The organism is Okibacterium sp. HSC-33S16 (genome assembly GCF_024171565.1).
GTDB lineage: Bacteria > Actinomycetota > Actinomycetes > Actinomycetales > Microbacteriaceae > Mycetocola_A.
This window is the reverse complement of the sequence record NZ_JALJZZ010000006.1, coordinates 172,311-198,821: the sequence shown is the minus strand read 5'-3', so window position 1 is coordinate 198,821 and position 26,511 is coordinate 172,311. Positions and strand designations below refer to the sequence as shown.

Below are 26,511 nucleotides of genomic sequence, written 5' to 3'. Positions count from 1 at the left end.
GCGGGGCGCACGGTGTTTTGCCAGCGCTGAGCGTTCACGGCTCCATAGACTTTCGTTCGTGACAACCAGCCAACAAACCGACCCGATTATCGGACGTCTCATTGACGACCGTTATGACGTGCGCTCTCGCATCGCCCGGGGTGGTATGGCGACGGTTTACCTGGCAACCGACCGCCGCCTCGAACGGCGCGTTGCGATCAAGGTCATGCACGGACACCTCGCTGACGACAGCAACTTCCGCAACCGGTTCGTCCAGGAAGCGCGAAGCGCCGCGCGTCTTGCCGATCCGCACGTCGTCAGCGTCTTCGACCAGGGCCAGGACTCCGACCTCGCCTACCTGGTGATGGAGTACCTGCCGGGAATCACCCTGCGCGAACTGCTGCGTGACCACGGCAAGCTGACCGCCCGCCAGGTGATGGACATCATGGATGCAGTCACCAGTGGGCTCGCCGCAGCCCACCGCGCCGGCATCATCCACCGCGACGTCAAGCCGGAGAACGTACTCCTCGCCGATGACGGCCGCATCAAGATCAGCGACTTCGGACTTGCGCGTGCGGCCAGCGCCAACACCGCTACGGGCCAATCGCTGCTCGGCACCATCGCCTACCTCTCCCCCGAACTCGTCACCCGCGGCGTTGCTGACGCCCGCAGCGACATCTACGCGCTCGGCATCATGATGTACGAGATGCTCACCGGTGAGCAGCCGTACAAGGGCGAACAGCCCATGCAGATCGCCTACCAGCACGCCAACGAGTCGGTGCCGCGGCCGAGCGCCGTGAACCCCGATGTTCCAGACGCGCTCGACGATCTCGTGCTGTGGGCCACCGAACGCTCTCCTGACCAGCGCCCCGCCGACGCTCGAGAACTGCTGGAGCGGCTTCGAGAGGTCGAAAAGCAGCTCGGCTACGGTGGTTCCTCAAACAGCCAGGCCACCATGGTGATGGCAACACCTCCACCCGCAAGCGATGTCGACGGCTTCACGCAGGTACTGACGTCACCCTCCATGCGCACCGACCCCGTCGACCCGGTCGACGCCGCATCCGCGCTGAGCACGGTGACTGCCAAACGTCGCACCAAGGGCTACTGGATCCTCGGCCTCATCCTGCTTCTCGCGGCGCTTTCCGGCGGTACCGGCTGGTATTTCGCGGCCGGGCCCGGCTCCTCCGTCTCGATCCCCTCCCTCGTCAATGAGGACCCAGACGCGGCGGCACAGACACTCGAAGAACTCGGCCTCACGGTGACACGGGGCGAGGAGTACAACTTCGACGTCACGGCCGGTCTTGTCTCAAGCACCGACCCGGCGTCCGGAGCATTCGTCGATAAGGGCAGCGCCGTCACGGTGAATGTGTCCCTCGGCCGCGCCCCGGTCGCACTGCCCGCTATGGCCGGAATGAGCCGCACCGACGTTGAAGCGTTCCTCACCGACAACCGGCTCACCCTCGGCGCCGTCGATGAACAATTCAACGGTGACGCTGGCGAAGGACTCGTTCTGACAGCGACGGATGCTTCCAGCGGCGCCGATCTGTCGGCAGGCGGTGAAATCCTTCAAGGCGAAACCGTCGATATTGCGGTCTCACTCGGGGGTATCCCTTCCGTCGCCGGAATGACTCCCGATGAGGCACGCGCGGCACTGACCGATCGCGGCCTCGTTGTGGCAGACAAGAGCAGGGAAGAATTCAGCGACGACGTCGACAAGGGCACCGTGCTGGGCGCGGACGTGCCCGAGGGCACCGTCCGCCCGGGCGACACTATCACCCTGGTGGTTTCCAAGGGCCAGGACCTCGTCACGGTTCCGGACGTCAGCGGCCGGATCCTGGCCGAGGCGAAGACAGAACTCGAGAAGCTCGGCTTCACGGTGAAGGTGATCAGCGACGTGGCCGAGGCCAACTGGGGCTTCCCACTCGTGACCGTCGACCAGTCAGACCCAGCAGGCGGCACCGCCATTAAGCGCGGGTCGACGGTGACGCTGACCTCGTACCTCTTCGAAGCACCCTAAACGTCGATACTGGCGACTGTGCCTGACCCCGGTCGCGCCGCAACCAACGAACCCCCTCGAGCCGCGGCTCGAGGGGGTTCGTTGTCGTACGGAGTGTCTTACTTCGCCAGTTCCTCAGCCACCAGGAAGGCAAGCTCGAGGGACTGCATGTGGTTGAGGCGAGGATCGCAGAGCGACTCGTACCTCGTGGCCAAAGCGGCTTCGTCGAGCTGCTCCGAACCACCGAGGCACTCGGTGACGTCGTCACCGGTCAGCTCGACATGGATTCCACCCGGGTGCGTTCCTGCTGCCCGGTGTGCTTCGAAGAAGCCCTTGACCTCGTCGACCACGTCGTCGAACCGACGCGTCTTGTACCCGTTGGGCGTCGTGATTCCGTTGCCGTGCATCGGGTCAGTGACCCACAGCGGATTGGCATCCGACGCCTTGATCGCTTCCAGCAGCGGAGGCAGGGCGTCGCGAATCTTGCCGGCACCCATCCGCGTGATGAAGGTCAGGCGACCGGGCTCACGGTTCGGGTCCAGCTTGTCGATGAGCTTCTGCATGGTCTCGGGCGTCGTCGACGGACCGAGCTTCACTCCGATCGGGTTACGCACCCGGGAGAGGAAGTCGACGTGGGCACCATCGAGGTCGCGCGTGCGCTCCCCGATCCACAGGAAGTGGGACGACGTGTTGTATGGCGTTCCGGTGCGCGAGTCGATCCGTGTCATCGGCCGCTCGTAGTCCATCAGGAGGCCCTCGTGGCCGGTGTAGAACTCGACGCGCTTCAGTTCGTCGAAGTCAGCGCCAGCCGCCTCCATGAACCGGATGGCCTTGTCGATATCACGGGCCAGTTGCTCGTACCGGTGATTGGCCGGGTTGGCCGCGAAGCCCTTGTTCCAGCTGTGCACCTCGCGCAGGTCAGCGAAGCCGCCCTGCGTGAACGCACGGATGAGGTTGAGCGTGGATGCCGCCGTGTGGTAGCCCTCAACGAGTCGTGCCGGGTCGGCGCGACGCGACTCCGGGGTGAAGTCGTAGCCGTTGACGATGTCGCCGCGGTACGCGGGCAAGGTGACATCGCCGCGGGTCTCGGTGTCGCTCGAACGCGGCTTGGCAAACTGGCCGGCCATGCGACCCATCTTGATCACGGGCATCGACGCACCGTAGGTGAGAACGACGGCCATCTGCAGGATGGTCTTCACCCGGTTGCGGATCTGGTCGGCCGTCGCACCAGCAAACGTTTCGGCACAGTCGCCACCCTGGAGCAGGAAGGCATCTCCGGAGGCCGCGCGTGCGAGCCGTTCGCGCAGGATGTCGACCTCGCCGGCGAAGACGAGCGGAGGGAACGACGCGATCTGTGCTGACGCGTGAGCGACAGCATCCGTGTCCGGCCATTGCGGTTGTTGCTTGATCGGCAGTTCACGCCAATAGTCCAAGCCGGCAATCACAGAGTCATCTGCCAATACCACCGGGTCGTTTGGATCTACCACGGAACATCCTGTCCTGAGAGAAGGGGAAAAGCCTGCTTCCGGAGGGAAACAGACAACGTTCCCAGACTAGCGCGATTCGATCGCGGCCTTCTCCTTGACGCTGGTTGCGTAGACATCGACGTATTCCTGCAGACTCAATTGCTGCAGTTCGTACATCAGCTCGTCGGTGATCGAACGGAGGATGAAGCGGTCGCCTTCCATGCCCTCGAAGCGGCTGAAGTCGAGCGGTTTACCGATGACGATTCCAATGCGGCGCAGTCGTGGAAGGGTGGTGCCGATCGGCATCATTTTTTCGGTGTCGATCATGGCGACCGGGATGATCGGCACACCGGCTTCGAGCACCATGCGTGCCACACCGGTGCGGCCGCGGTACATCTTGCCATCCGGACTGCGGGTTCCCTCGGGGTATATGCCGAGCAGCGAGCCGCTGCCGAGGACCCGCAGGCCGGTGCGCAGCGATGCTTCGGACGCCTTGCCGCCCGAGCGGTCGATCGGCAGCTGGCCGGTTGCGGTCATGAAGACGCGGGTGGCCCAGCCTTTGAGGCCCTTACCTGTGAAGTAGTCGCTCTTGGCCAGGAAGGAGATGCGCCGGTCGAGGTAGAGCGGCAGGAAGACGGAGTCGATCACCGACAGGTGATTGGAAGCGAGAATGGCGCCACCGGTCTTGGGTATGTTTTCCTGCCCAATGACCCACGGGCGGAAGAGGGATTTCAGCAGCGGCCCCGCCACCAGGTACTTCATGAACCAGTAGAACATCGTTGTCCCAGTATGCTCTACAGCTGCGCGGAGCCGGTGGTACGCCGTGCGGCGACGCGGGCGAGGTCTGCTGCTCCAACGACACCGGCGTCATTCACCAGTTCGGCGATGCGGAACTCGGGCTCGGGGTGGAAGCCCCTCGCCGGGAGGTGCTCGAGGTACGCCTGGCGAATCGGCTCGAGCAGCAGGTCACCGGCCTGGGCCACTCCCCCTCCGATGACGAAGAGTTGCGGATCGAGGATGGCGCCGAGGCTTGCACAGCCCTGACCGAGCCAATGCCCGAGCTCACGCAGTGCAGCGAGGGCACCGCCATCCCCGGCCATGATGAGGTCGGAGACGTCGTGACCGGAGAGGGTGCCGACCTCGGCCCGACGGTCGGCCAGGGCCTGTCCCATGCCGCCTGCGTCGGCGAAGTTGTTGGCAAACCGCAGAAGGGCCCGCCCCGACCCGTACTGTTCGAGGCAGCCGTGCTGGCCGCAGCCGCACGGAAGACCATCGGGAATGAGTCGCATGTGGCCGAGCTCGGCGCCCGCTCCGAAGCCGCCGCGGAACAGTCGGTCCTCGGTGACGATCGCGCCGCCCACTCCGGTTCCGACGGTGAGCATAACCATGTCACTAAAAAGACGCCCAGCACCGAATCGGAACTCGGCCCAGCCGGCGGCGTTCGCGTCGTTGTCGATCACAATAGGAAAAGAGAGCCGCGCAGACAGGCGGGCCTGGAACGGCTCGTTCCGCCAGCTGATATTGGGCGCGTAGTACACCGTTGACTGAGCCGCGTCGATGAAACCGGCGGCAGCAACGCCGACACCGTCGATCGCTTCTCCCGCCGCCAGCTCGGTGACCATGGCCACAACGGCATCCTCAATCAACTGGGTGGACTGTGGCGTCGGTACCCGCGATTCACGGACGATGTCGCCATCTTCATCGACGAGAGCTCCGGCGATCTTGGTTCCACCGATGTCGATGCCGATTGCGTGCACGCGCGGGCCTCCAGTTTGCGAGAAGGATAAGTGACCTGACGAAAGCGACAACAACGGGCCGCGCCAGTACCTCTCACTTTAGTGATCCGGTCCAACCCGCGCCATCTAGCCAGTGGCGCACGGCGTAAGCCCCCTAGAGTAGACGTACCCTGCCCCTCTAGGTACCGAAGGAGATACCTTGGAACAGTTCGATGTCCCCGCAGTTGTCACCGCCGACCCGACAGCGAACACGACGGACCTGCTTGTCGAGCGAGTGAAACTTACCCCAACCGCTCCCCTGTTTGCCGTTCCGGACAACGGCGGCTGGACCGACGTCAGCGCCGAAGAGTTTCTCCGGCAGGTCGTTGCACTCGCCAAAGGATTGACCGCAGCTGGAATCCAGCCGGGCGACAAGATCGGCCTGATGTGCAAGACGAGCTACCAGTGGACGCTCATTGACTTCGCGACCTGGTTCACCGGCGCGATCCTCGTGCCCATCTACGAGACCAGCTCACCCAGCCAGGTCCAGTGGAACATGGAGGACTCCGGTGCCGTTGCCGTCATCCTCGAGACCGCTGACCACTTTGCACGATTTGACGAGGTTCACCCCGATCTCCCGTTGATCCGCAATGTCTGGCAGATCGCGCTCGGCGACCTCGATAAGTTATCCGCCGCGGGGACCGAAGTTTCCGACGAGGAAATCGAACGTCGCCGCTCGCTGGCGGTCGGTTCGGACATCGCAACCCTCATCTACACGTCAGGATCGACCGGCAAGCCGAAGGGCTGTGTGATCACCCACTCCAACTTCGTTGAACTGTCGCGCAACTCTGCGGTAGCGCTCCACGAAGTGGTGGAGGGAAAAAATGGGTCGTCGACCGTCCTCTTCATCACTCTCGCGCACATCTTTGCCCGGTTTATTTCTGTGCTCAACGTGCACGCGGGCGTCAAGACCGGCCACCAGCCAGACACCAAACAGCTGATCCAGGCGCTCGGGTCATTCAAACCGACGTACCTCCTGGCCGTGCCGCGCGTGTTCGAGAAGGTGTACAACTCCGCCGAGCAGAAGGCAGAGGCCGGCGGAAAGGGCAAGATCTTCCGCGCGGCCGCCGATGTCGCGGTCGAGTACTCGAAGGCCCGCCAGGCCGGAACCGTGCCGTTCGGGCTGAAGGCCAAGTTCCTCCTCTTCGACAGGCTCGTCTACAACAAGCTCCGCACCACACTGGGCGGGAACATCGAGTATGCCGTTTCGGGCTCGGCACCGCTCGGCTCACGACTCGGACACTTCTTCCACAGCCTCGGCATCGAAATCCTCGAGGGCTACGGACTGACTGAAACCACAGCCCCCGCGACCGTTGGCCGTCCGGGCAAGACGCCCATCGGAACCGTTGGCCCGCCCATGCCCGGCGTCTCCATCCGGACGCTTGACGATGGCGAGATCGAGGTCAAGGGAAACAACGTCTTCAAGGAGTACTGGAAGAACCCGGAGGCAACCGCTGAAGCCTTCAACGACGGCTGGTTCCGCACCGGTGACCTGGGATCGTTCGACGCCGACGGTAACCTCACCATCACCGGACGTAAGAAGGAGATCATCGTCACGGCCGCTGGGAAGAATGTTGCCCCGGCCGCGCTCGAGGACCCTATCCGGTCGAACCCGGTCGTCGGCCAGGTGGTTGTCGTGGGCGACCAGCGTCCATTCATTTCGGCGCTAATCACTCTCGACACTGAGATGATCGGCACATGGCTGGGCAATAACGGCCAGGACGCCACCCTGACCCTCGACCAGGCGGCGAAGAACCCGGCGGTCCTCGCCGAGATCCAGCGCGCCATTGACACCGCAAACTCGCGGGTATCCCGCGCAGAGTCGATTCGGAAGTTCATCGTCCTCGCCACTGAATTCACGGAGGCGAGCGGACATCTAACGCCGAAGCTCAGCATCAAGCGCCACGTCATCCTCAAGGACTTTGCGCCGGTCATCGACGGTCTTTACACGGACGTTCCCACCCAGGGAATGTCTCTGAAGTAAGTCGGACCACGGTTCGAAAAAAGCATCCCCGCTCCGATTTCGGAGCGGGGATGCTTTTCTCGTGGCCGAGCGAGAGCTAGAACCAGCTGCTCTCGCGCACTTCCTTCATGGCGGCCCGACGGTGCTCTTTGCCGAGTCGGTCAAGGTAGAGCATCCCGTTGAGGTGGTCGGTCTCGTGCTGCAGCGCCTGGGCGAGCACTCCGGTGCCGGAGACCTCGACGGGCTTCCCGTCGAGGTCAATGCCCGTGACCCGAGCGAACGGATACCGCGGAGTGGGGTACCAGAGCCCAGGCACTGAGAGGCACCCCTCGTCGACCAGTTCCGGTTCTCCCCGGGTCTCGGCAAGCACGGGATTCAGGATGTATCCGATCTCCCCGTCGACGTTGTAGCTGAAGGCGCGGAGGTTCACCCCGATCTGGCTCGCGGCAACACCAGCACGCCCGGGCGGGCGCACGCTGTCAAGGAGGTCTTCGACAAGCCCGCGGACTCGATCATCGATGGTTCCGATGGGGTCGGAGGCTGTCTTGAGCACGGGGTCTCCGAAGAGCCGGATCTGTCGTTCTGTCACTGCTGTCTTTCGGTCGGGGCGGGAGAGGAAAGGGTGGGTCGCGTTGTGGGCATGCCTTCGACAACAAGCGCCGCCAGCGTTCGTGCCGCGTGCCGGGTCACCGGTTTGAGGTCGGCGAACGAGATGGCGGAACCCGCGGCAAGCTGCGGGTCATACGGAATACGCACAATTTCGCGCACCCGGGACTTGAAGTGGCTCTCGATCTCACCAAGATTCACCATATGAGAACCCTGTGTGGCCGTGTTGAGCGCGACGATCGCGTTCGCCACGAGGTGTTCGAAGCCGTTCTGCTCCAGCCAGGTCAGCGTTTCGGACGCCAGCCGGGCCTCATCGACGCTCGATCCGGAAACGATGACGACGGCATCCGCTCGCCGAAGGGTTGCCCCCATCACGGAGTGCACAATTCCGGTGCCACAGTCGGTGAGCACCAGCGAGTAGTACTGCGACGCCAGGTCTGCCACGGTGTCGTAGTCGTCGGCGTTGAACGCTTCAGACAGGTGTGGGTCGGTATCGGATGCCAGAACGTCCAGTCGCGTCTCGTCACGGGCGACCATGGTGGAAAATTCGTTGTATCCGCGGATCGAGTCGACCTCGCGAACCACGTCGCGGACGGTGTAGTCGGTTCGCCGGGCGATGCGCTCAGACAGGGTGCCGCGGTCAGGGTTCGCGTCGATGGCTATTGTCCGGTCGTCTCGGGCGTCAGCGAGGGCCATACCGAGCAGTGCGGTGACCGTCGTTTTACCGACGCCGCCCTTGCGGGTGAGCACGGGAACAAACCGGGCACCACCGTGAAAGTGCTTGCGGATGCGCTCGTCGAGCTCTTTGCGAGCGGTGGCCTCCGCGGAGTCACCGAGGTGGACGCGCTGCCGGGTGGCGTCGTAGACGAGTTTGCGCCAGAAACCCTCCGGTGGTCGCCGTACGCCGTGCGCACCCTCAAGCAGGCGCTCGCTCGTCAGCAGGGCCGATGACTCTGCCCCTCCGGTCTCACTGCGGCGTGCGCTCGCGCTCACCGGTGCCGGTTCGGCAGCCATCGGCGTCGTGACGATTGTCGCGATCACTTCGACCGACTGAGTGGGCGACACAGCGCCGGCCTCGATCGAGTCGGGCTGAACAGCGACGTCGTCGATGGCGACGGCCTGTTCGTCGTCGGGGATGTCGTGAATGGGCGCTGCGGGCAACTGGACGGAAACGGTGGCCCGCGACGACACGGCGTCGATCGTGTCGATCGACGCCGTGTCGATGTCAGCGGTGGAAAGCACGGGCTCGGCAACACCGTCCGGTGTGGACCGGTCGCCTGAGTGCCGTGCGTTCCCCCGTGGAGCTTGAGTGGGTGCCATGAGAGCAACCCCCTTCGTTCGGGTTCAGCCAACTAGTTTAGGCGTCAGCGCCCCCGAACGCCGAGAACCGGACTCTACGCCCCCGGCCTGATGACCACGATGAGGTCGCCCGCCTCCACCTGCTGGGTGGTGGGGATGGCCAGACGCTCCACAGTTCCACCCACCGCAGCGGTGATCGCGGCCTCCATCTTCATGGCCTCGATCGACGCGACAGGCTGGCCCGCCTCAACGACGTCACCCTCGGCAACCTTGACGGTGACCACACCGGAGAACGGTGCTGCGACCTGGCCTGGCTTCGACGTGTCGGCCTTCTCGACCGGCTTGGTCTCGACCTTGATGCTCGTGTCCCGAACGAACACCGGCCGAAGCTGGCCGTTGAGGGTCGTCATGACGGTGCGCATGCCCTTGTCGTCCGGCTCACCGATCGCCTCGAGGCCCGCGTACAGGCGCACACCCTTGTCGATCTCGATGACGTGCTCCTGGCCCGGTTCGAGTCCGTAGAGGTAGTCAATGGTGTCGACGACGGAGAGGTCACCGAAGAGCTCCCGGGTCTGCAGGAACTGCTGCGTCGGCGCAGGGAAGAGCAGGCGGTTGAGCGCCGCTCGGCGTTCGACCGCTGTGCCGTCAAGCTGCGTCTGGTCGGCGGCGCTGAGCGGCGCAACCTCAATGTTGATGTTCTTTCCGGCGAGCACCTTGCTGCGGAAGGGTTCGGGCCAACCGCCCGGCAGGTCGCCGAGTTCACCGGCCATGAATCCCACAACGGAGTCGGGTACGTCGTACTTCTCCGGGTTTTCGGCAAAGTCAGCCGGGTCGGCCTTCACAGCTGCGAGGTACAACGCAAGGTCGCCGACAACCTTCGACGACGGTGTCACCTTGGGCACGCGGCCGAGGATCCGGTCGGCAGCCGCGTACATGTCCTCGATGAGCTCGAAGTGGTCGGCCAGGCCGAGCGCGATGGCCTGCTGGCGCAGGTTCGACAGCTGCCCGCCCGGAATCTCGTGTGTGTAGACACGACCGGTCGGGCCAGCCAGCCCCGATTCGAACGGCTTGTAAATGTGACGAACGGCTTCCCAGTACGGCTCAAGGTCGGTGACGTTCTGCAGCGAAAGGCCTGTGTCACGCTCGGTGTGCGCCAGAGCGGCAACGAGAGCGGATGCCGATGGCTGGCTGGTGGTGCCAGCCATCGGTGCGCTCGCAACATCAACCGCATCCGCGCCGGCCTGGCTCGCAGCCAGCAGCGTGGCCAGCTGGCCACCCGCGGTGTCGTGCGTGTGCACGTGGACGGGCACGTCGAACCGCTCGCGGAAGGCTGAAACCAGTTTCGCGGCCGCGGCCGGACGCAGAAGGCCGGCCATGTCCTTGATCGCCAGAACGTGCGCTCCGGCCGAGACGATGTCGTCGGCCAGACGCAGGTAGTAGTCGAGGTTGTAGAGCGACTCCGACGGGTCAAGCAGGTCACCGGTGTAGCAGACCGCAACTTCAGCGACCGTCGTTCCGGTTGCGAGCACCGCATCGATGGCCGGTCGCATCTGATTGACATCGTTGAGCGCATCAAAAATGCGGAAGATACCAACGCCAGTGTCCGCAGCTTCGCGCACGAAGGCATCCGTCACCGCTGTGGGATATGGCGTGTAACCCACCGTGTTGCGGCCTCGCAGGAGCATCTGGATGGCGACGTTCGGCAGGGCCTCGCGCAGGCTGGCCAGGCGCTCCCAGGGGTCTTCGCCGAGGAAGCGGAGGGCGACGTCGTAAGTCGCACCTCCCCAGGCCTCAACGGAGAGAAGCTCGGGGGTGAGCCTCGCGACGTGGGGGGCTGCAGCGAGCAGGTCACGGGTGCGCACGCGGGTGGCGAGGAGCGACTGGTGAGCGTCGCGGAACGTCGTCTCGGTGACGGCAAGGGCGGTCTGCTCACGAAGCGCACGGGCGAAACCCTGCGGGCCGAGCTCGAGCAGGCGCTGGCGTGATCCGGCGGGGGCCGGTGTCGAGAGGTCGATCGCCGGGAGCTTCTCTGCCGGGTGCAGGTTCGTCGGACGTGCGCCGTGAGGCTGGTTGACCGTCACGTCGGCGAGCCAGTTCATGATCTTGGTTCCGCGGTCCTTCGACACGCGGCCACGCACGAGCTCAGGGCGCTCGTCGATGAACGAGGTGCTGAGGTCGCCCGCAACGAAGTCGGGGTCCTCGAGAACGGCCTGCAGGAACGAGATGTTGGTGGAGACGCCACGGATCCGGAACTCGGCGAGTCCGCGCTTGGCCCGGGCCACGGCTGCGGGGAAGTCACGGCCACGGCACGTCATCTTCGCGAGCATGGAGTCGAAGTGCGGGCTGATCTGGGCGCCGGGGTTGATGGTTCCACCGTCGAGGCGAACACCGCCTCCACCGGGCGACCGGTAGGTGGTGATCTTGCCGGTGTCCGGCCGGAACCCTTGTGCAGGGTCCTCGGTGGTGATGCGGCACTGCAGCGCGGCGCCGTGCATCTGGATGGAGTCCTGGCTGAGCCCGAGGTCGGCGAGGGTCTCCCCCGCCGCGATCCGGATCTGGGACTGAACGAGGTCGACGTCGGTGATCTCTTCCGTCACCGTGTGCTCAACCTGGATGCGGGGGTTCATTTCGATGAAGACATGCTTGCCCTTGCGCTCGCCGGCGGTATCGAGGAGGAACTCGACGGTTCCGGCGTTGACGTATCCGATCGACCGGGCGAAAGCGACAGCGTCGCGGTACAGCGCCTGGCGCAGCTCATCGCTGATGTTCGGGGCCGGGGCGATCTCGACAACCTTCTGGTTGCGGCGCTGCACGGAGCAGTCACGCTCAAACAGGTGAACGGTGTCGCCGGTGGCGTCAGCGAGGATCTGTACCTCGATGTGACGCGGGCGCAGGACGGCCTGCTCAAGAAACATGGTGGGGTCACCGAACGCACTGTCGGCTTCGCGCATCGCTTCGGCGAGGGCCGGAGCGAGTTCTTCCTTTGTCTCCACCCGGCGCATGCCGCGTCCACCGCCACCGGCGACGGCCTTGGCGAAGAGTGGGAAACCGACTTCGTCCGCACCGGCGAGCAGCTCGTCAATGTCGCGGGACGCCGGCGTTGATGCGAGAACCGGGACGCCGGCCTCGATCGCGTGGCTCTTAGCGGTGACCTTGTTGCCGGCCATCTCCAGAACGTTCGAGGTGGGACCGATGAAGGTGATGCCGTTTGCGGCGGCCTGTTCCGCGAGGTCGGGGTTCTCGGAGAGGAAGCCATAACCGGGGTAGATAGCGTCAGCGCCGGCTTCGAGTGCAACCCGGATGATCTCGGATACATCGAGGTACGCACGCACCGGGTGGCCCGGTTCGCCGATCTGATAGGCCTCATCAGCTTTGAGCCGGTGCATTGAGTTGCGGTCCTCATAGGGGAACACTGCAACGGTTTTTGCCCCGAGTTCATAGGCGGCCCGGAAGGCACGGATCGCGATTTCGCCTCGGTTGGCAACGAGAATTTTTTTGAACATGCAGACCTCTCTGGCAGCACAGCGCACAGGGAACAGTTAGGTTCTGCCAGCTTAGTGAAGGTAACGTATCTACTTGTGCACGTACTAAGCGTCTCGAGCCTCAAGGGAGGCGTCGGGAAAACCACCGTCAGCCTTGGCCTGGCCTCTGCGGCCTTCGCGAAGGGCGTGAGGACGCTCGTCGTCGATTTGGATCCACAGTCGGATGTTTCGACCGGCATGGATATCGCCCTCGCGGGTCGATTGAACGTCGCAGATGTTCTCGCCTCTCCGAAAGAAAAAACTGTCCGCCAGGCGATCTCGCCGAGCGGCTGGACCAAGACCCACCCCGGCACCGTCGATGTGCTCATCGGCAGCCCGTCTGCGATCAACTTCGACGGCCCGCACCCGTCCATTCGTGACATCTGGAAGCTTGAAGAAGCTCTTGCTCACGTCGAGGACGACTACGACCTCGTGCTCATTGACTGTGCACCGTCGCTCAACGCGTTGACCCGCACCGCATGGGCGGCAAGCGACCGTGTTGTCGTTGTCACCGAGCCCGGCCTCTTCTCGGTCGCCGCCGCTGACCGCGCGCTGCGGGCGATCGAAGAGATCCGTCGCGGCCTGAGCCCCCGGCTTCAGCCGCTCGGCATCGTGGTCAACCGTGTCCGTTCACAGTCCCTCGAGCACCAGTTCCGGATCAAGGAGCTGCGTGACATGTTTGGCCCGCTGGTTCTCAGCCCGCAGCTGCCCGAGCGCACATCACTCCAGCAGGCGCAGGGAGCGGCCAAACCGCTGCACATCTGGCCGGGTGACAGTGCCCAGGAGATGGCGCACAACTTCGACCTGCTGCTCGACCGTGTGCTGCGCACCGGCCGTGTGGGCGAATACGCCGATCCCGCGAAAGCTGCCCGCTAGATCCCTCGCCCGGGTATCTGTATGGCCCACCGGTGATTGTGCTGCCCAGGCGGAGTCGCGCCCGAATGGACGAGACGACCAGGGCATGAGGCACCTGCAGTCAACCGCGGAGTGTGCGCCTGGGCGCGACAGTCACGCCTAATACAGCGTTGGGCAACCAGCCGGAATGCTACGCGGTGCGTGCAGCGCGACGAGCTGCGAGTTCGTCCATCGGATCGGACGCCTGGCTGTCGAACTCAATCAGCGTGCTCTCGACCTCGCGGAGAACCTTGCCGACCGCGATGCCGAAGACGCCCTGGCCGCGGCTCACGAGGTCGATGACCTCGTCGTCTGACGTGCAGAGGTACACACTGGCGCCGTCGCTCATGAGCGTCGTCTGTGCCAGGTCATTGATGCCTGACTCGCGCAGCTGGTTAACCGCGGTACGGATCTGTTGCAGCGAGATTCCCGTGTCGAGCAGTCGCTTAACCAGCTTGAGCACGAGGATGTCACGGAATCCGTAGAGTCGCTGCGAACCCGAACCGGCTGCTCCACGGATGGTCGGTTCAACCAGGCCGGTGCGTGCCCAGTAGTCGAGCTGACGGTAGCTGATGCCAGCCGCACGTGCGGCGACGGCGCCGCGGTAGCCGGACTGGTCATCGAGGTCGGGCATGCCGTCGGTGAAGAGGAGCCCAAGGTCGTACCGAGCATTGTCGTTGGCGGTATTCTCGCTCATCCGTTGGTGCTCCTGTCGAAAAAGGCTGCGGCGTGTACCGCGTTATCCACGGTACCGAGCCACGTCGATTCGAGCAACGACATCCGCTCACGGCACCCGGCGTGTCGAGGTGCCGTGATCATTCTGTGACCTGGCGATCGTTCACGACGTGAGCCTGCCCAGCGCCGCTCGAACCAGGCTGGCCCGGATCACATCGAGTTGCCCGGCGATCTCACCGGAGAGTTCCGCGGCACGCGCGCGACTTCCCGCGTCGTCTTTCCGAGAAATGGGCAACAGCGCGCTCTCGATGAGGCTCACTTCGCGTTCCGCGGTCGCACGGTAGCCGCGCAGGTGGCGCGGCTCGATGCCGCACCGCTTGAGCGCCACCAGCGAACGCAGTACTCCGAGGCTGTCGTCGGTGTAGGTCTCGGATGGCGTCACCAGCGACGCAGATATCGCGTCGTTAAACAGAGAAGCGGATGCTCCCGCCTCCTTAATCAATTCCTCCCGTGAGTACCGTCGGCCAGCAGGAATGATCGTCGAAACACGACCGTTGCCCCCGGGAAGAGCCGGCGACTGGCCGGCGTCGAGGTCGGCCAGGTAACCCCGGATAACCTTGAGCGGCAGGTAATGGTCTCGCTGCATCGAGAGGATGATGCGCAAGCGCTCGACATCCTCGGGCGAAAACTTCCGGTACCCCGACTGTGTGCGCCGCGGTGAGACCAGCCCCTGCTCTTCGAGGAACCGCAGCTTTGAGTTACTGAGGTCAGGAAACTCTTTCGCCAGGCGTGAGAGCACCTGTCCAATCCCGAGCAGGGCGGGCGACGACTGTCCCTTCCTCGGTGAACCGGCGCGCACGTTCTCTGGCGCGCGCTCAACCCCCTGGCGTCTGGCTGCCTGGGCCGACACGGGTTAGGCGCCCGCTTGAGCGTTCAGGTCAACACGTGAGGGATAGAAGGTGAGGCGGAACTTTCCGACCTGTACCTCCGCACCGTCACTCAACAGCGCACTGTCGATCCGCACTCCGTCAAAGTAGGTGCCGTTGAGGGAGTTCAGGTCGCGCACCTCGAATGCGACGCCGCGGCGAATGAACTCAGCGTGGCGCCGAGATACCGTGACGTCGTCGAGGAAGATGTCGGCGTCGGGGTGCCTGCCCACCGTCGTCACATCGGCATCGAGGAGGAAACGCGCACCGGTGTTTGGCCCGCGGCGGGCGATCAGCAGCGCAGAACCTGACGGAAGAGCTGCGATCGCTTCTTTCTCGTCAGCGCTGACGTCGGCTTCGACCGCCTGCAGGGCAGCGCTCAGGTCGCGACTGAAGTCGCGGCTGAAACTCGCCGTCGTGTCGTTGGAAACCTCGCCGCTCGAACTGTCTTGAGCGGCGGGCTCGCGCAGAAAAGCCCCGGTCGGGGGGTTCTGCTCATCGGGGTGTTGCACCGTGAACCTCCTAGGTTTCCAGCGTATCTGATCGGGGCTCCGTGTGTCCTGAACCCGGGTGCTTTGGTTGCACTCTTTTCACGCGGACGGTGTCGACGAGATAGAGGATTCCGGCCCACCAGTAAAGCACGGCACCGACGATGGAGAAAATCATGCCGAATGGCTGCACGTATCCCTGCACATCCGGCAGCGCAGCTGCCAGCATGAGGAGCGGAAGCCCCAGGAACAGGCTTGCCGTCGCGAACTTGCCGACCCAGTTGACCGGGAAGGCACCGTGCCCGATCCTGGCCAGCAGTACACCGATCGCCAGCAACATGACGTCCCGGGCCACAATGATGACGACCAGCCACCAGGGAATGAGTTCGCGCCACGCGAGTCCAAGCAGCGCAGCAAAGATATAGAGTCGGTCGGCGGCCGGGTCGAGAAGCTGGCCGAGGCGCGACACCTGGTTGAGCCGCCGGGCCAGGAACCCGTCGAGGAAGTCAGTGAAGCCCGACACCGCAAGAACGACCAGGGCCCCAATGTCTTGTCCTTCGACCAACAGAATGAGGAAGACCGGAACGAGGGCCAGCCGCAGGAAGCTCAACACGTTGGGGAGCGTCAGAATGCGGTCGCTGACTTCGGTATCGCCATTTCTGCTCACACCGTCAGCCTACTGGACCCGATTTTCCGCTGTGGAAGGCGCCAGGCCGTGACACCCCTATGAGGGCGTTATCGTATCGATACACTGACGTACCCTGTAGCTATGGAGCGAATTGCAGGAGCCGATGCACAGAGGCTCGATGGTTCGCCCACCCGACGCCGGGTACTCCTCCGCGTCGGTGTTCCCGTCGTGATCGCTGCCGTGCTCGCTGCGGCGTTCTTTGTGCTCTCTCCGCGCCCCGCTGTCGTGACCGGCGCAGCGGCCGACAGTGCGGGCGGTACCATCGCAGCTGCGGCTGATCCGGCACTGTCCCTGGCGTCGTTCGCGGATGCTCGTGACCTGCTGAGCGACGCGGACCGCACGTTCGTGGTCCAGGTGATCGGGGACTCCACCGGTAATGAACCGGGTGAGTGGGTCGACGTCGCATTCCGTGCACTTGCCGTCGAACTGGACCGACCCCTCGTCCAACACCCCTGGGACGTCCTCTCCACTTCCTATCTCTCGCCCATCCGCTCCAACGACGACGCACCGAACGCCCTGCTCGAAGTGTGGAACGGATCGGCCAGCGGAAAGACGGCTGCATACTCCCTGGCCAACTTCGGTGCCCTTGTTCCGGTCCAACCGGACCTGGTGATCCTCAACCACGGCCTCAACAACGTTCTCGCGCCAGCCCAGGTGGGCGACGAGTTCACGGCACTCATCGCCGAGCTCGAGCGATCGTGGCCGTCACAGATCGGTTATGCCGCGTTGCTGGAAAACCCGCGGCTCGACCAGTATGCGGCCGCCCATGAGGACGTCATCGCGCACGTCTCCGAGTGGCTGACCGAGCACCCGGAGGTTCGCTCGATCGACGTGCGCTCCGCGTACCTCGACTCCCCCGACCTTCCGCTTCTCCTGCTGCCCGACCTGCTGCACCCGACACCGGCCGGCTCGGCGCTGACCGCCGCAACGGTTCTGGACGCGATCGAGCACTGAGACGTCGCGTCGACCTCAGTCGTTCGGCTCGAAGATCGCGAGGGTTCGGAAGAACGGCTGTGACCGCACTCGCCACCGCCGGGGCAGGACCTGGCGCAATTCGTTTGGCAGGAAGCTCCGACGAATAGAGATGAGGCCGTCTTCCCTGACAAACGATCGGTGAAAGAGCAACCCGGTGATGATGCCATAGAGGACGTATCCGAGTCGGGTCCGGCGGATATCACTGTGGATAGCAATCCGACTCGCCAGGTGTTCGGAGTCTGCGAGGATGCCGCCGAGCTCGACCGGCGAGAGGTGGTGCAGCACATGGTTGGAGATCACGACATCAAATTTCGCTCCTTCCTCGACCATCTGGCCGCTGGTGCACTGGCGATATGCCACGCCGTCGGTGGGCGGAAGCCCGCGCACGTACGCGGTCGCACGGGGGTCGGGGTCGATCGCTGTGACAGCCAGCGTGATCCCATCGCGCCGGGCCAGGCGAACGAGTGCACGAGCGACGTCGCCTCCCCCGCAGCCGATATCGAGCAGGGTGTGGTGCGTTCCGGTGAGCCGCGGGCGAATCTCGTTACGGTAGGTGATCGCCCACCCGGCCACGACGCCGTTGACGATCGGAAATTGCGCGTAGGTGCGAAACAGAGTCGGCAGGTCGCAGTCCGGGTCGTCCATGCGCTCAGTCGCCTCAGTGTCACGCGTTTGCAGCCAGCCGCGTGGGGCGCCGATCACAGCGGTCATCGCGTGACCCGGGTGAAGAGCCCGGCCTCAACGGTCAACCCTGGACCGAAAGCCATCGCGCACACCCTCTCCCCGGGCGCCGATGGCGCCGATTCGAGAATCTCCTTGAGCACGAACAACACAGTGGCGCTCGACATGTTGCCGTAATCCCGAAGAATCGCCCGCGACGGTGCCAGTTGCTCGACAGTCAGGCCCAGTGTTGCCTCAACCTTGTCGAGGATGCTGCGCCCGCCCGGGTGAATCGCCCAGTGCGCTACCCGGGTGGACGGGTCGTCAGCAAGCTGGGGCTCGTCGACGAACAGCGGTTGCAGTGCCGGTTCGATGTAGGTGTCGATAATCTTCGGCACGGCCGCGCTCAGCACCATGTCGAAACCGGCGTCGCCGATGGTCCACGCCATGTCGCCCTCGCCGACGGGGGTGAGGTCGCTGACCAGCTTGTCGATCCGAAGCGTCGACGTGCCGACCGGTCCATCGGCCGCGGTGATGATGGCGGCGGCGGCTCCGTCACCGAAGACGCTTGACGCGACGATCTGGTCGGGGTCGTTCGACGAGCGGACGTGGATCGTGCACAGTTCACAACTGACGACGAGCACGACAGCGGCGGGATCGGCTGCGCACAACGCCGCTGCGGCCCTGAGTGCGGGGAACGCGCCGTAGCACCCCATGAAACCGATGTGGAAACGCTGCGTGCCCGTGTTCAGCCCGAGCCCACGGACAATTTCATAGTCCGGCCCCGGCGCATAAAACCCGGTGCAGGAGACCGTAACAACATGGGTGACATCGCCGGGCTCGATGTCGTCGCAGGCATCGAGCGCGCGTGTCGCCGCCTCAAGAAACAACTCGCGCGCGGCGCGAATGTAGACATCGTTGCGGGTGCGGGTTGATGGCATCAGAAGAGCGCCGGCCGTCGCGTCGTAAAATGTCGACTCCTCCGCCCGCGGCGAGCCATCGAGCTCGTCGATCACGGTGCGGCGTGTCGCAATGCCCGACACATCGAACGAGGTGCGCACGAGGCGCTGCCCCAACCGCGTCAGCCCGTCCTGTTGCGCAAAGATTTCTCGCGCGACCGACTGGTCGAGCACTGTGGTCGGGACAGCGGTCTGAATGGTTCGTAGATGCGCGGGCATAGATCACACTCTAAACACCGCCGCCGCCAGTTTCGGGCGGGTTGCGCTGGCCATGCGGAACCCACAGAGCACTGCGGCTGGCAGAAGCACCGAAGTCAGTGCTGTCGATGCGCGCGCCGAAATGCAAGGCCTTGATGACGGGGGCCGCACCGGCCTAGCCTGATCGGATCACACCGGCCGAAAGGACAACAGGACTATGGCAACGGCAACGCAGGAACGTACGAGGACCTCCTCCGCAAATTCCGGAGCAAAGACCACTCGCAGGCAGAAGCCGGAGCGCGGATTCATCGCCTCCCGCGAGCTCGCCGAAAACATGCAAAAGGTGCTCGTCGACCTCATCGAGCTGCACATCCAGGGCAAGCAGGCGCACTGGAACGTCGTGGGCACAAACTTCCGCGACCTTCATCTGCAGTTGGACGAGATTATCGAGGCGGCTCGGGAGTTCTCCGACGAGATTGCCGAGCGAATGCGCGCTTTGCACGCGGTACCGGATGGTCGCAGCGACACGGTCGCCTCGACAACGACCCTGCCGGCGTACCCCAACGGCGAGACCGACACCGCCCAGACCGTCGACCTCATCACCGTTCGCATTGAAGCGACCGTCGGCACCATGCGCGACGTTCACGACGCCGTCGATGAGGAAGACCCGACAACAGCCGACATCCTCCACGCGATTATCGCGAAGCTTGAGCAGTTCGCCTGGATGGTCAGCGCGGAGAACCGCACCCCGTCGAAAGGCTAAAAGCGCTCAGTCGTCGGCCGACGCGGTCGCCGACACATCAAGGAGTGCGATCGACGCACCGGGCGACACCAGGAGGTAGGCGGGCTCGAGGATGCCCTCACCGCTGTTCACCTGGAGCCAGTGCGATCGCCCCGCAGTCACCGCATCGCCGATCTCCGCCTGGAGGTCGGCGATGTCGCGGTGAGGGACCGAATATCTGGCGCCTCCGTAGACGACGTCGACGCGATTCACGATTCGTCGTCCGCGTGGCTGCCCGCAGCCTTCTGCTGCGGCTCAGGGACGATCTGTAATCCGCTCGCAGAATTGGACGACGCGCTCAGAGCCAGGATCCACTCCCGGTTGAGCGCTGGCAGCCGGGATCCGAAGTACTTGTAGTGCAGGGGAATGTTGGGCGCGAGCCAGATTGTGCTCCGACCGTCGCCGACCGCGGGGTCGTCCTTCCAGCTGAAGTAGAACGACTCCCCGCGCCGCAGCTTCGCACCGATCACAATCTGCAGGTGGGCCAGCACCCGATCATCAAAGTCCACCGTGAGGGTGGAGTCGTAGTGAAGCTTTCCCATGTCACACCTTTCGAAATACCATCTGGCGATTCGACATGCCAGGCGCCGCGCTTCCGCGGAGGTGGGCAGCGAAACACTGCGTCCCCCTCAGCGTAGCCTGAGCCGCCCGGCGGGGTAAGAGCCGGTTTCGATACCGACGACCTCGCCCGTGAACCTCGACGCCCGCCGTAGAATCGGGACCATGCCGCTGTGGACCGAAATTGCCGACCGAGTCTATGTTCGGCGCTACGAACCGCTCGATATCTCGATCACCCTCATTGCCGGCGACGGCGGCCTGTTGCTCGTCGACACCCGCTGTAATCCGCGAGAGGCGAAGGAAATCCAGACGGATGCCACGGGGCTCGGTCTCGGAGACATCACCCGGGTGGTGAACACGCACGCCCACTACGACCACAGCTTCGGAAATTCGGTCTTTGCCCCGACGGCCACCATTTACGGGCACGCCGGGATTCCCGCTCACTTCGCCACCTGGGAGGCTCCGCGACTGGACGCATGGCGGCACAGTCCGGACGCCCAGCCGCAGTATGACTGGCACGGCGTCGAGCTGGTTGCGCCGTCGGAACTCATCGCAGCAACGACCGAACTTGACCTCGGAAACCGTGTGGTGCGACTCATCCCCCTCGGCCCGGGCCACACCGACACGGACCTTGTCGTTCAGGTTCCGGACGCCGGGGCCTGGATCGTCGGCGACGTGATCGAAGAGTCCGGTCCCCCCATGTACGGCTCCGGAAGTTTCCCGCTGGACTGGCCAGTTCAGGTACACGCGCTCGCTGAGCTGATGGGCGACGGTGACCTGGTTGTACCCGGGCACGGCGCCGTCGTGAATGCATCGTTCGTTCACGACCAGGCGGGCGTCCTGGCACAGGTGGCCACCGGCATCCGCTCATCGTTTTCACGATCGGAACCGCTGGAACTCGTTGTCGACCGGATCGTGTCGGAGACCGGCCTGCCCGATGCACACGTCGAGGCGGCCGTGTATCGCGGCTACACACTGTTGGCCGGATCGGACGGTGGCCGATGACATCGACCGTGCGGATCGACAGTTGGCTGTGGGCCGTTCGGCTGTACAAGACCCGATCGATGGCGACGACCGCGTGCCGCGGCGGGCACGTGCGGGTGAACGGTGAACGGGTGAAGGCCGCGTATCCCGTCAAGGTCGGTGACGAAGTGCGGGTTCGCGAGCACGGTTTCGACCGAATCGTTGAGGTAGCCCGGCTGGCCACCAAGCGGGTGGGCGCCCAGGTCGCGGCTGAGTGCCTGGTTGACCGGACTCCCCCGCCACCGCCCCGGGAGGAAGTGGCACTCGCGCCGATGCGTGACCGCGGTGCAGGGCGACCGACAAAACGGGAACGCCGGGATCTGGAGAAGCTTCGCGGACGGGAACTGCCGGAGGACTGAGCGCCCGTCTAGGCTGGGCTCGTGACCGTGCTGACTCCAGACCTGCTCGAGCGCCTGCGCTCGCGAGCCCCGGGCTACGACCGGGACAACACCTTCTTCAGCGAAGACCTCGACGAGTTGCGATCGGCGGGCTACCTGGCCCCACAATCGCTGCTCGAGTCTGCGCGTAACCAGCGGCTGCTGGCACGATTCGCCCCGGCGACAGCGCTCGCCATCAACATGCACCACGTCGTGGTCGGGGTTGCCCGGGTGGTGAGCGAGCGCGGCGACGCAAGCCTGGACTGGATCCTCGACGACGCGCGCGCAGGCGAACTGTTTGCGTTCGGCAACAGTGAAGCGGGCAACGACGAGGTGATGTTCGACTCGGGCACCCGTGCGGAACCGCAGCCGGACGGGTCGTATCTGTTCAGCGGCACCAAGATCTTCACGTCCCTGTCACCGGCGTGGACGCGGCTCGGCATTTTCGGGCGAGACGACTCGGATCCGGACGCTCCCGTGCTCGTGCACGGCTACCTTCACCGCGACAGCGGCGGGCACCGAGCCGTCGGCGAGTGGAACACACTTGGCATGCGGGCAACCCAGAGTTTCACGACAGTGCTGGAGAACGCACCCGTCGCGGCGGATCGCATTGCTCGCGTCCTCCCGGTCGGCCCGAGCGCTGACCCGTACATCTTCGGGATCTTCAGTAACTTCCTCCTGCTGATCAGCTCGGTGTACGCGGGCATCGCCGATCGGGCGCTCGAGCTCGGGGTTGAGGCCGCCCACCGCCGCACCTCGAAAAAATCGGGGAAGAGCTACGCCGATGATCCCGACATCCGCTGGCAACTCGCCGACGCGGCCATCGCTCTCGACGCGCTTGCGCCGCAGATCGAGTCGCTCGCTGCCGATGTTGACCGGCTCATCGACCACGGCGGCGCGTGGTTCCGACTGCTGGTTGGCACGAAGACGCGGGCCATTGACACGGCTCGGGACGTGGTGGAGAAAGCGATTCGGTGCTCGGGCGGCGCGTCGTATTCCGCCGACTCTGAGCTCAGCCGGCTCTATCGCGACGCCCTGGCCGGGCTGTTCCACCCGAGCGACCCGGAGTCAGCGCACGCCACGGTGGCAAACTCCCTGCTTGGTCCGGTCAGCCCACCGGAGTAAGCGACCGCTCACGGGCGGCGTCAGCCGTGCGCTTCTCGGCCTCGACGCTGATGCGGTTCGCCATGCCGTTGAAGATGACACCGTGGAACGGCAGGATCGCAAACCAGTACAGCCGGCCACCGAGGCCCTGCGGAAAGAAGACCGCGCGCTGGCGGTAGCGGGAGCCGCCCTCCGTGTGTTCGACCGAGAGCTCGAGCCAGGCCTGCCCAGGAACGCGCATCTCGGCACGAAGCCTCAGCCGGACGCCACGCTCCAGCAGCTCCACCCGCCAGAAGTCGAGGGCGTCACCGGTCTGTAGCCGGGTGGCGTGCCGTCGGCCCCGTCGGAGACCGACTCCGCCGACGAGCTTGTCCATCCACCCGCGGGCAGCCCAGGCCAGCGGGAACGAGTACCAGCCGTTCTCGCCACCGATACCCTCGATCACAGCCCAGAGGTCGCCAGGCGTGGCCGCGGTCTCGCGTTCCTTGAGATCGGTATAGACGATGTGCCCGGCCCAGAGCGGGTCACTCGGCAGCGGGTCGCTCGGGGCGCCGGCGACCGATGAGTCCTGCCAACTGGTTTCAACGTCGCCGTTGCGCATGCGGGCGAGCGCGAGTCGCACGGCGGAGCGGTACCGGGTGAGCCCCCCGGGCGGAGCGGGAATGTATTCGTCGATGTCGTGTTCGGTGACGACGCAGTCGTACTGCAGCGAGGCGATGATCGGAACGGCCAAGCTGCGCGGGATGGGCGTCACGAGGTTGACCCACTGCGACGCAAGCCACGGGGTCAGCACCGGGAGCGATGCGATGGGGCGCTGTTGCAGCCCCGCTTCGAGTGCGTATCCGTTCATCATCTGGCCGTAACGGAGAATGTCTGGTCCCCCGATGTCGAAGGTGCGGTTCACATCGTCGGGCATCGTGGCGGCCTCAACCAGGTAGTGCAGGACATCACGAATGGCGATCGGCTGGATGCGATTGCGCACCCACTTCGGTGCGGGCATGTACGGCAGCACATCGGTGAGGTGGCGAATCATCTCGAACGAAGCCGAGCCGGAACCGATGATCACGCCAGCCTGGAACGCGACTGTCGGCACAGGGCAGGACAGGAAGATGTCACCCACCGCGACCCGGGAGCGCAGGTGCTCTGACAGCGGACCGTTCGACGGGTGCAGTCCGCCGAGGTAGATGATGCGTGAGACTCCCGCTGCGGTCGCAGCCGACGCAACAGCACGCGCCCCCGCCGCCTCAAGATCTTCGAATCGTCCGCCACCCGCCATGGAGTGCACCAGATAGTAGACAATGTCGACGTCGGCACACGCCGCTGTGACGGCATCCGTGTTCGAGATTTCGCCCTCGACCACTTCGACATCGTTGCGCCAGGGGACGTCGACGAGCTTATGCGGGTTGCGCACGAGAACGCGCACGGCGTACCCGGCTGAGAGCAATTTGGGAACGAGGCGTCCACCGACGTAACCGGTGGCGCCCGTGACGAGAACACGGCGCATATGCCGACCTTACGTCGGCGACCATGCTCCCACCGGGTTTCGGTGCTGATTCACTCCTCGATCACAGACAACACGTTGTTCGCGGGATCACGGAACCAGGCGATCGTCGGTCCGTTGCCGCGCATGATGCCGTTCTCGTCGGTCGGCAACTGGTCATCGTCGTAAATCTTGGTTGTTATCCCCGCAGCGTTCAGCTCGCCGACCGCAACGCTGACGTCAGCCACCACGAAATTCAGAATGGTGAACGACGCGGGCGCGTGGTCAGCTTTGGGGTAGGCGATCACCCGGGCACCGCCCGGAAGCGTGAGTTCGAGAATGCCCATGTCGTTCAGGGAGACGTCGAGTCCGAGGGCGTCCCGGTAGAACGTTGCGGCGGCGTCGATGTCGTCGACGCTGAATCCGCCAAACGCGGCGAGTGTGGTCAGCATGTGCAGCTCCTTTGCGTGCGGTGGCGAAAACTATTTCAGCAGGCCCGCCACGGCCTCCCCTCCGTTTCTACACGGGGGCGCGGCACAACGCGAGCCCCACGCGAACAACAGCAGAAACCTTGCTGGGCATAGCACTGACCGCTTTGTGCGCAAGCCCTTGAATCACTTGTTGTGCGGTGGCAACGTCGCACCATGACGCGATTTGGATACACACTGATGACCGAGCAAAGCGGACCGAGGGAACTCGTGCGCTACGCCGTTGCGGCCGAGAATGCCGGGTTCGACTTCGAGGTGTCGAGCGACCACTACTCACCGTGGGTGACCGAGCAGGGCCACGCCCCCTATGCCTGGACGCTGCTCGGCGCCGTCGCCCAGGCCACGAACCGGGTGGAGCTGGCCACCTATGTCACCTGCCCGACAATGCGATACCACCCGGCAGTGGTTGCGCAGAAGTCAGCGACCCTGCAGCTGCTCGCCGAGGGCCGATTCATCCTCGGCCTTGGCGCAGGCGAAAACCTCAATGAGCACGTGGTCGGCGAGGGCTGGCCCTCTGTCGACGTTCGCCACGACATGCTGGAGGAAGCGGTGACGATCATTCGTGAGCTGCACACCGGCGAGCTCGTGACGTGGGAGGGGTCGTACTTCCGGGTGGACTCCGCCCGGGTGTGGGATGTGCCCGATGACGGGGTTCCGATCGGGATCGCGGTGTCTGGCGACAAGTCGATCGCCCGGTTCGCTCCGCTCGCCGACCACTTCATTTCCACCGAGCCGAGTGGTGAGCTGGTCGAGAAGTGGCATGCCGCCCGTGGCGGTGATGACGGTGACGCCCGGGTGATTGGGCAGATTCCGATCTGCTGGGGCCCCGATAAGGACGCGGCAATTGCACAGGCACACGAGCAGTTCCGCTGGTTTGGAGGCGGCTGGGCCGTGAACGCCGACCTGCCGACCCCGGCTGGCTTCGCGGGAGCGTCGCAGTTCGTGCGACTCGAGGACGTGGCTGAGTCGATCGCCTGCGGACCGGACCTCGACGAAATCGCGGAGAGCGCCCGGGCCTTCATTGACGCCGGTTACACCGACATTGCCCTGGTACAGGTGGGCGACCGCGGGCAGGACGCGTTCCTGGCTGAGGCCGCCGAGCCTTTGCTCGAGAAGCTCCGCGCCCTCTGAACCCGGGTCAGGAGGTCTTCGACTGGTCCATCCACCATTCGGTGAACTGGGTGGCCCGGCCGCCCGGACCGAACCGGATCACCCACAGGTTCGAGTAGGTCGGTCCGTCCCGATAGTCGGTGCTGGCCTCAACGATCGTGACGGCATCCGTTTCAACGATCACCGACCAGGTGAACTCCGCGGAATCCGGCGGGTCCTGGCGATCGAGCCAGCCGGCGACGATCGCGTCGATGCCGCGCCACGGTTCGACCCAGGGCTCGGTGCGATATTCGGCGTCGTCGGTGAAGAGGGCCTGGATGTCGGCGGGGTCGTTGCTCTGCCACGCACGGAGATAGCCGTTCATCCACGACGAGATCTGGGACGTCATGGCATCCGGTATAGCGCAGCCGCGGGCTGACCGGAACCCGTTCCGTCTTTTCGGCGAACAATCAAGCCCTGTAACGCGGCAGAGCGGCGAAGCTACGCTGGCCCACACACGACCATGAGAAAGCACGGGAGAAA

At 64.7% G+C, this 26,511-nt stretch carries 26 protein-coding genes; 9 read left to right on the top strand and 17 right to left on the bottom strand.

Translation table 11 applies throughout. The annotated features are described in order from the left end of the window. Nucleotides 1–58 precede the first annotated feature (58 nt). Nucleotides 59–1,996, top strand: a complete 1,938-nt coding sequence (gene pknB, locus L1277_RS14110; RefSeq protein ID WP_253377288.1) for a Stk1 family PASTA domain-containing Ser/Thr kinase — start codon at nucleotides 59–61, stop codon at nucleotides 1,994–1,996. 98 nt (nucleotides 1,997–2,094) lie between these two features. On the opposite strand, the gene L1277_RS14105 is transcribed toward pknB, so the two are convergent. The 3 genes from L1277_RS14105 to L1277_RS14095 all read right to left on the bottom strand — a co-directional run bounded on the left by L1277_RS14105 (nucleotide 2,095) and on the right by L1277_RS14095 (nucleotide 5,198). Further along, nucleotides 2,095–3,462, bottom strand: a complete 1,368-nt coding sequence (locus L1277_RS14105) for a class II 3-deoxy-7-phosphoheptulonate synthase (RefSeq protein ID WP_374110251.1) — start codon at nucleotides 3,460–3,462, stop codon at nucleotides 2,095–2,097. Nucleotides 3,463–3,528: 66 nt separating this feature from the next. Further along, a complete protein-coding gene (locus L1277_RS14100) occupies nucleotides 3,529–4,218 on the bottom strand; it encodes a 1-acyl-sn-glycerol-3-phosphate acyltransferase (protein ID WP_253377286.1) in 690 nt (229 codons plus the stop codon). 17 nt (nucleotides 4,219–4,235) lie between these two features. Continuing rightward, on the bottom strand, nucleotides 4,236–5,198 hold the full coding sequence (locus L1277_RS14095) for an ROK family glucokinase (RefSeq protein WP_253377284.1): 963 nt from the start codon (nucleotides 5,196–5,198) through the stop codon (nucleotides 4,236–4,238). 178 nt (nucleotides 5,199–5,376) lie between these two features. On the opposite strand from L1277_RS14095, the gene L1277_RS14090 reads away from it, so the two are divergent. Then, the gene (locus tag L1277_RS14090; RefSeq protein ID WP_253377283.1) at nucleotides 5,377–7,200 is read left to right on the top strand and encodes a long-chain fatty acid--CoA ligase; all 1,824 of its coding nucleotides are present in this window, start codon (nucleotides 5,377–5,379) and stop codon (nucleotides 7,198–7,200) included. 76 nt (nucleotides 7,201–7,276) lie between these two features. Here the strand turns inward: L1277_RS14090 and L1277_RS14085 are convergent, their stop codons facing one another. From L1277_RS14085 to L1277_RS14075, 3 genes are all read right to left on the bottom strand, one after another. Then, nucleotides 7,277–7,768 carry a peptide deformylase gene (locus tag L1277_RS14085; RefSeq protein ID WP_253377282.1) on the bottom strand — a complete coding sequence of 164 codons (492 nt, stop codon included), beginning with the start codon at nucleotides 7,766–7,768 and terminating at the stop codon, nucleotides 7,277–7,279. Then, a complete protein-coding gene (locus L1277_RS14080) occupies nucleotides 7,765–9,105 on the bottom strand; it encodes a MinD/ParA family protein (RefSeq protein ID WP_253377281.1) in 1,341 nt (446 codons plus the stop codon). The genes L1277_RS14085 and L1277_RS14080 overlap by 4 nt, the downstream gene beginning before the upstream one ends. Nucleotides 9,106–9,179: 74 nt before the next feature. Then, a complete protein-coding gene (locus tag L1277_RS14075) occupies nucleotides 9,180–12,587 on the bottom strand; it encodes a pyruvate carboxylase (protein WP_253377280.1) in 3,408 nt (1,135 codons plus the stop codon). A 75-nt stretch (nucleotides 12,588–12,662) separates the two neighbouring features. Between L1277_RS14075 and L1277_RS14070 the strand changes: the two genes are divergently transcribed. Next, complete coding sequence (locus L1277_RS14070) at nucleotides 12,663–13,481, top strand: ParA family protein (protein ID WP_253377279.1); 819 nt, start codon at nucleotides 12,663–12,665, stop codon at nucleotides 13,479–13,481. Between the two features lie 169 nt (nucleotides 13,482–13,650). On the opposite strand, the gene L1277_RS14065 is transcribed toward L1277_RS14070, so the two are convergent. The 4 genes from L1277_RS14065 to L1277_RS14050 all read right to left on the bottom strand — a co-directional run bounded on the left by L1277_RS14065 (nucleotide 13,651) and on the right by L1277_RS14050 (nucleotide 16,255). Next, entirely contained in the window at nucleotides 13,651–14,196 is a 546-nt protein-coding gene (locus L1277_RS14065) for a MerR family transcriptional regulator (RefSeq protein WP_305884295.1), read from the bottom strand. A 141-nt stretch (nucleotides 14,197–14,337) separates the two neighbouring features. Continuing rightward, nucleotides 14,338–15,033, bottom strand: a complete 696-nt coding sequence (locus L1277_RS14060; RefSeq protein WP_253377407.1) for a MerR family transcriptional regulator — start codon at nucleotides 15,031–15,033, stop codon at nucleotides 14,338–14,340. A 54-nt stretch (nucleotides 15,034–15,087) separates the two neighbouring features. Then, a complete protein-coding gene (locus L1277_RS14055; RefSeq protein ID WP_253377406.1) occupies nucleotides 15,088–15,570 on the bottom strand; it encodes an FHA domain-containing protein in 483 nt (160 codons plus the stop codon). Nucleotides 15,571–15,622: 52 nt separating this feature from the next. Continuing rightward, entirely contained in the window at nucleotides 15,623–16,255 is a 633-nt protein-coding gene (locus tag L1277_RS14050) for a CDP-alcohol phosphatidyltransferase family protein (protein WP_253377278.1), read from the bottom strand. Between the two features lie 102 nt (nucleotides 16,256–16,357). Between L1277_RS14050 and L1277_RS14045 the strand changes: the two genes are divergently transcribed. Continuing rightward, nucleotides 16,358–17,230, top strand: coding sequence for an SGNH/GDSL hydrolase family protein (locus L1277_RS14045; RefSeq protein WP_253377277.1), 873 nt, complete (start codon nucleotides 16,358–16,360; stop codon nucleotides 17,228–17,230). 15 nt (nucleotides 17,231–17,245) lie between these two features. Here L1277_RS14045 and L1277_RS14040 read toward each other — a convergent pair whose 3' ends face one another. Together L1277_RS14040 and L1277_RS14035 are read right to left on the bottom strand one after the other, a co-directional pair. Next, a complete protein-coding gene (locus L1277_RS14040; RefSeq protein WP_253377275.1) occupies nucleotides 17,246–17,962 on the bottom strand; it encodes a class I SAM-dependent methyltransferase in 717 nt (238 codons plus the stop codon). Continuing rightward, a complete protein-coding gene (locus L1277_RS14035; RefSeq protein WP_253377273.1) occupies nucleotides 17,959–19,089 on the bottom strand; it encodes a type III polyketide synthase in 1,131 nt (376 codons plus the stop codon). Before L1277_RS14035 ends, L1277_RS14040 begins: the two co-directional genes overlap by 4 nt. Before the next feature lie 196 nt (nucleotides 19,090–19,285). Between L1277_RS14035 and L1277_RS14030 the strand changes: the two genes are divergently transcribed. Then, a complete protein-coding gene (locus L1277_RS14030) occupies nucleotides 19,286–19,831 on the top strand; it encodes a Dps family protein (protein WP_253377271.1) in 546 nt (181 codons plus the stop codon). A 6-nt stretch (nucleotides 19,832–19,837) separates the two neighbouring features. Here the strand turns inward: L1277_RS14030 and L1277_RS14025 are convergent, their stop codons facing one another. Together L1277_RS14025 and L1277_RS14020 are read right to left on the bottom strand one after the other, a co-directional pair. Next, nucleotides 19,838–20,062 (bottom strand): hypothetical protein, encoded by a 225-nt coding sequence (locus L1277_RS14025; RefSeq protein ID WP_253377269.1) that lies wholly within the window; start codon nucleotides 20,060–20,062, stop codon nucleotides 19,838–19,840. After that, entirely contained in the window at nucleotides 20,059–20,391 is a 333-nt protein-coding gene (locus L1277_RS14020; RefSeq protein ID WP_253377267.1) for an ATP-dependent DNA ligase, read from the bottom strand. The genes L1277_RS14025 and L1277_RS14020 overlap by 4 nt, the downstream gene beginning before the upstream one ends. Before the next feature lie 181 nt (nucleotides 20,392–20,572). Between L1277_RS14020 and L1277_RS14015 the strand changes: the two genes are divergently transcribed. The 3 genes from L1277_RS14015 to L1277_RS14005 are packed head-to-tail and all read left to right on the top strand — an operon-like array spanning nucleotide 20,573 to nucleotide 22,932. Beyond that, nucleotides 20,573–21,412: an MBL fold metallo-hydrolase gene (locus L1277_RS14015; RefSeq protein WP_253377265.1), complete on the top strand. Its 840-nt coding sequence runs from the start codon at nucleotides 20,573–20,575 to the stop codon at nucleotides 21,410–21,412. Continuing rightward, the gene (locus L1277_RS14010) at nucleotides 21,409–21,789 is read left to right on the top strand and encodes an RNA-binding S4 domain-containing protein (protein WP_253377263.1); all 381 of its coding nucleotides are present in this window, start codon (nucleotides 21,409–21,411) and stop codon (nucleotides 21,787–21,789) included. The genes L1277_RS14015 and L1277_RS14010 overlap by 4 nt, the downstream gene beginning before the upstream one ends. Nucleotides 21,790–21,810: 21 nt before the next feature. Then, complete coding sequence (locus L1277_RS14005) at nucleotides 21,811–22,932, top strand: acyl-CoA dehydrogenase family protein (RefSeq protein ID WP_253377261.1); 1,122 nt, start codon at nucleotides 21,811–21,813, stop codon at nucleotides 22,930–22,932. Here the strand turns inward: L1277_RS14005 and L1277_RS14000 are convergent. Beyond that, nucleotides 22,916–24,415 carry an SDR family oxidoreductase gene (locus tag L1277_RS14000; protein WP_253377259.1) on the bottom strand — a complete coding sequence of 500 codons (1,500 nt, stop codon included), beginning with the start codon at nucleotides 24,413–24,415 and terminating at the stop codon, nucleotides 22,916–22,918. The genes L1277_RS14005 and L1277_RS14000 overlap by 17 nt on opposite strands. Before the next feature lie 50 nt (nucleotides 24,416–24,465). Beyond that, the gene (locus L1277_RS13995) at nucleotides 24,466–24,843 is read right to left on the bottom strand and encodes a VOC family protein (protein WP_253377257.1); all 378 of its coding nucleotides are present in this window, start codon (nucleotides 24,841–24,843) and stop codon (nucleotides 24,466–24,468) included. A gap of 192 nt (nucleotides 24,844–25,035) precedes the next feature. On the opposite strand from L1277_RS13995, the gene L1277_RS13990 reads away from it, so the two are divergent. Then, nucleotides 25,036–26,010: an LLM class F420-dependent oxidoreductase gene (locus L1277_RS13990; protein WP_253377255.1), complete on the top strand. Its 975-nt coding sequence runs from the start codon at nucleotides 25,036–25,038 to the stop codon at nucleotides 26,008–26,010. A gap of 7 nt (nucleotides 26,011–26,017) precedes the next feature. Here the strand turns inward: L1277_RS13990 and L1277_RS13985 are convergent, their stop codons facing one another. Then, complete coding sequence (locus L1277_RS13985) at nucleotides 26,018–26,377, bottom strand: nuclear transport factor 2 family protein (RefSeq protein WP_253377253.1); 360 nt, start codon at nucleotides 26,375–26,377, stop codon at nucleotides 26,018–26,020. Nucleotides 26,378–26,511 lie beyond the last annotated feature (134 nt).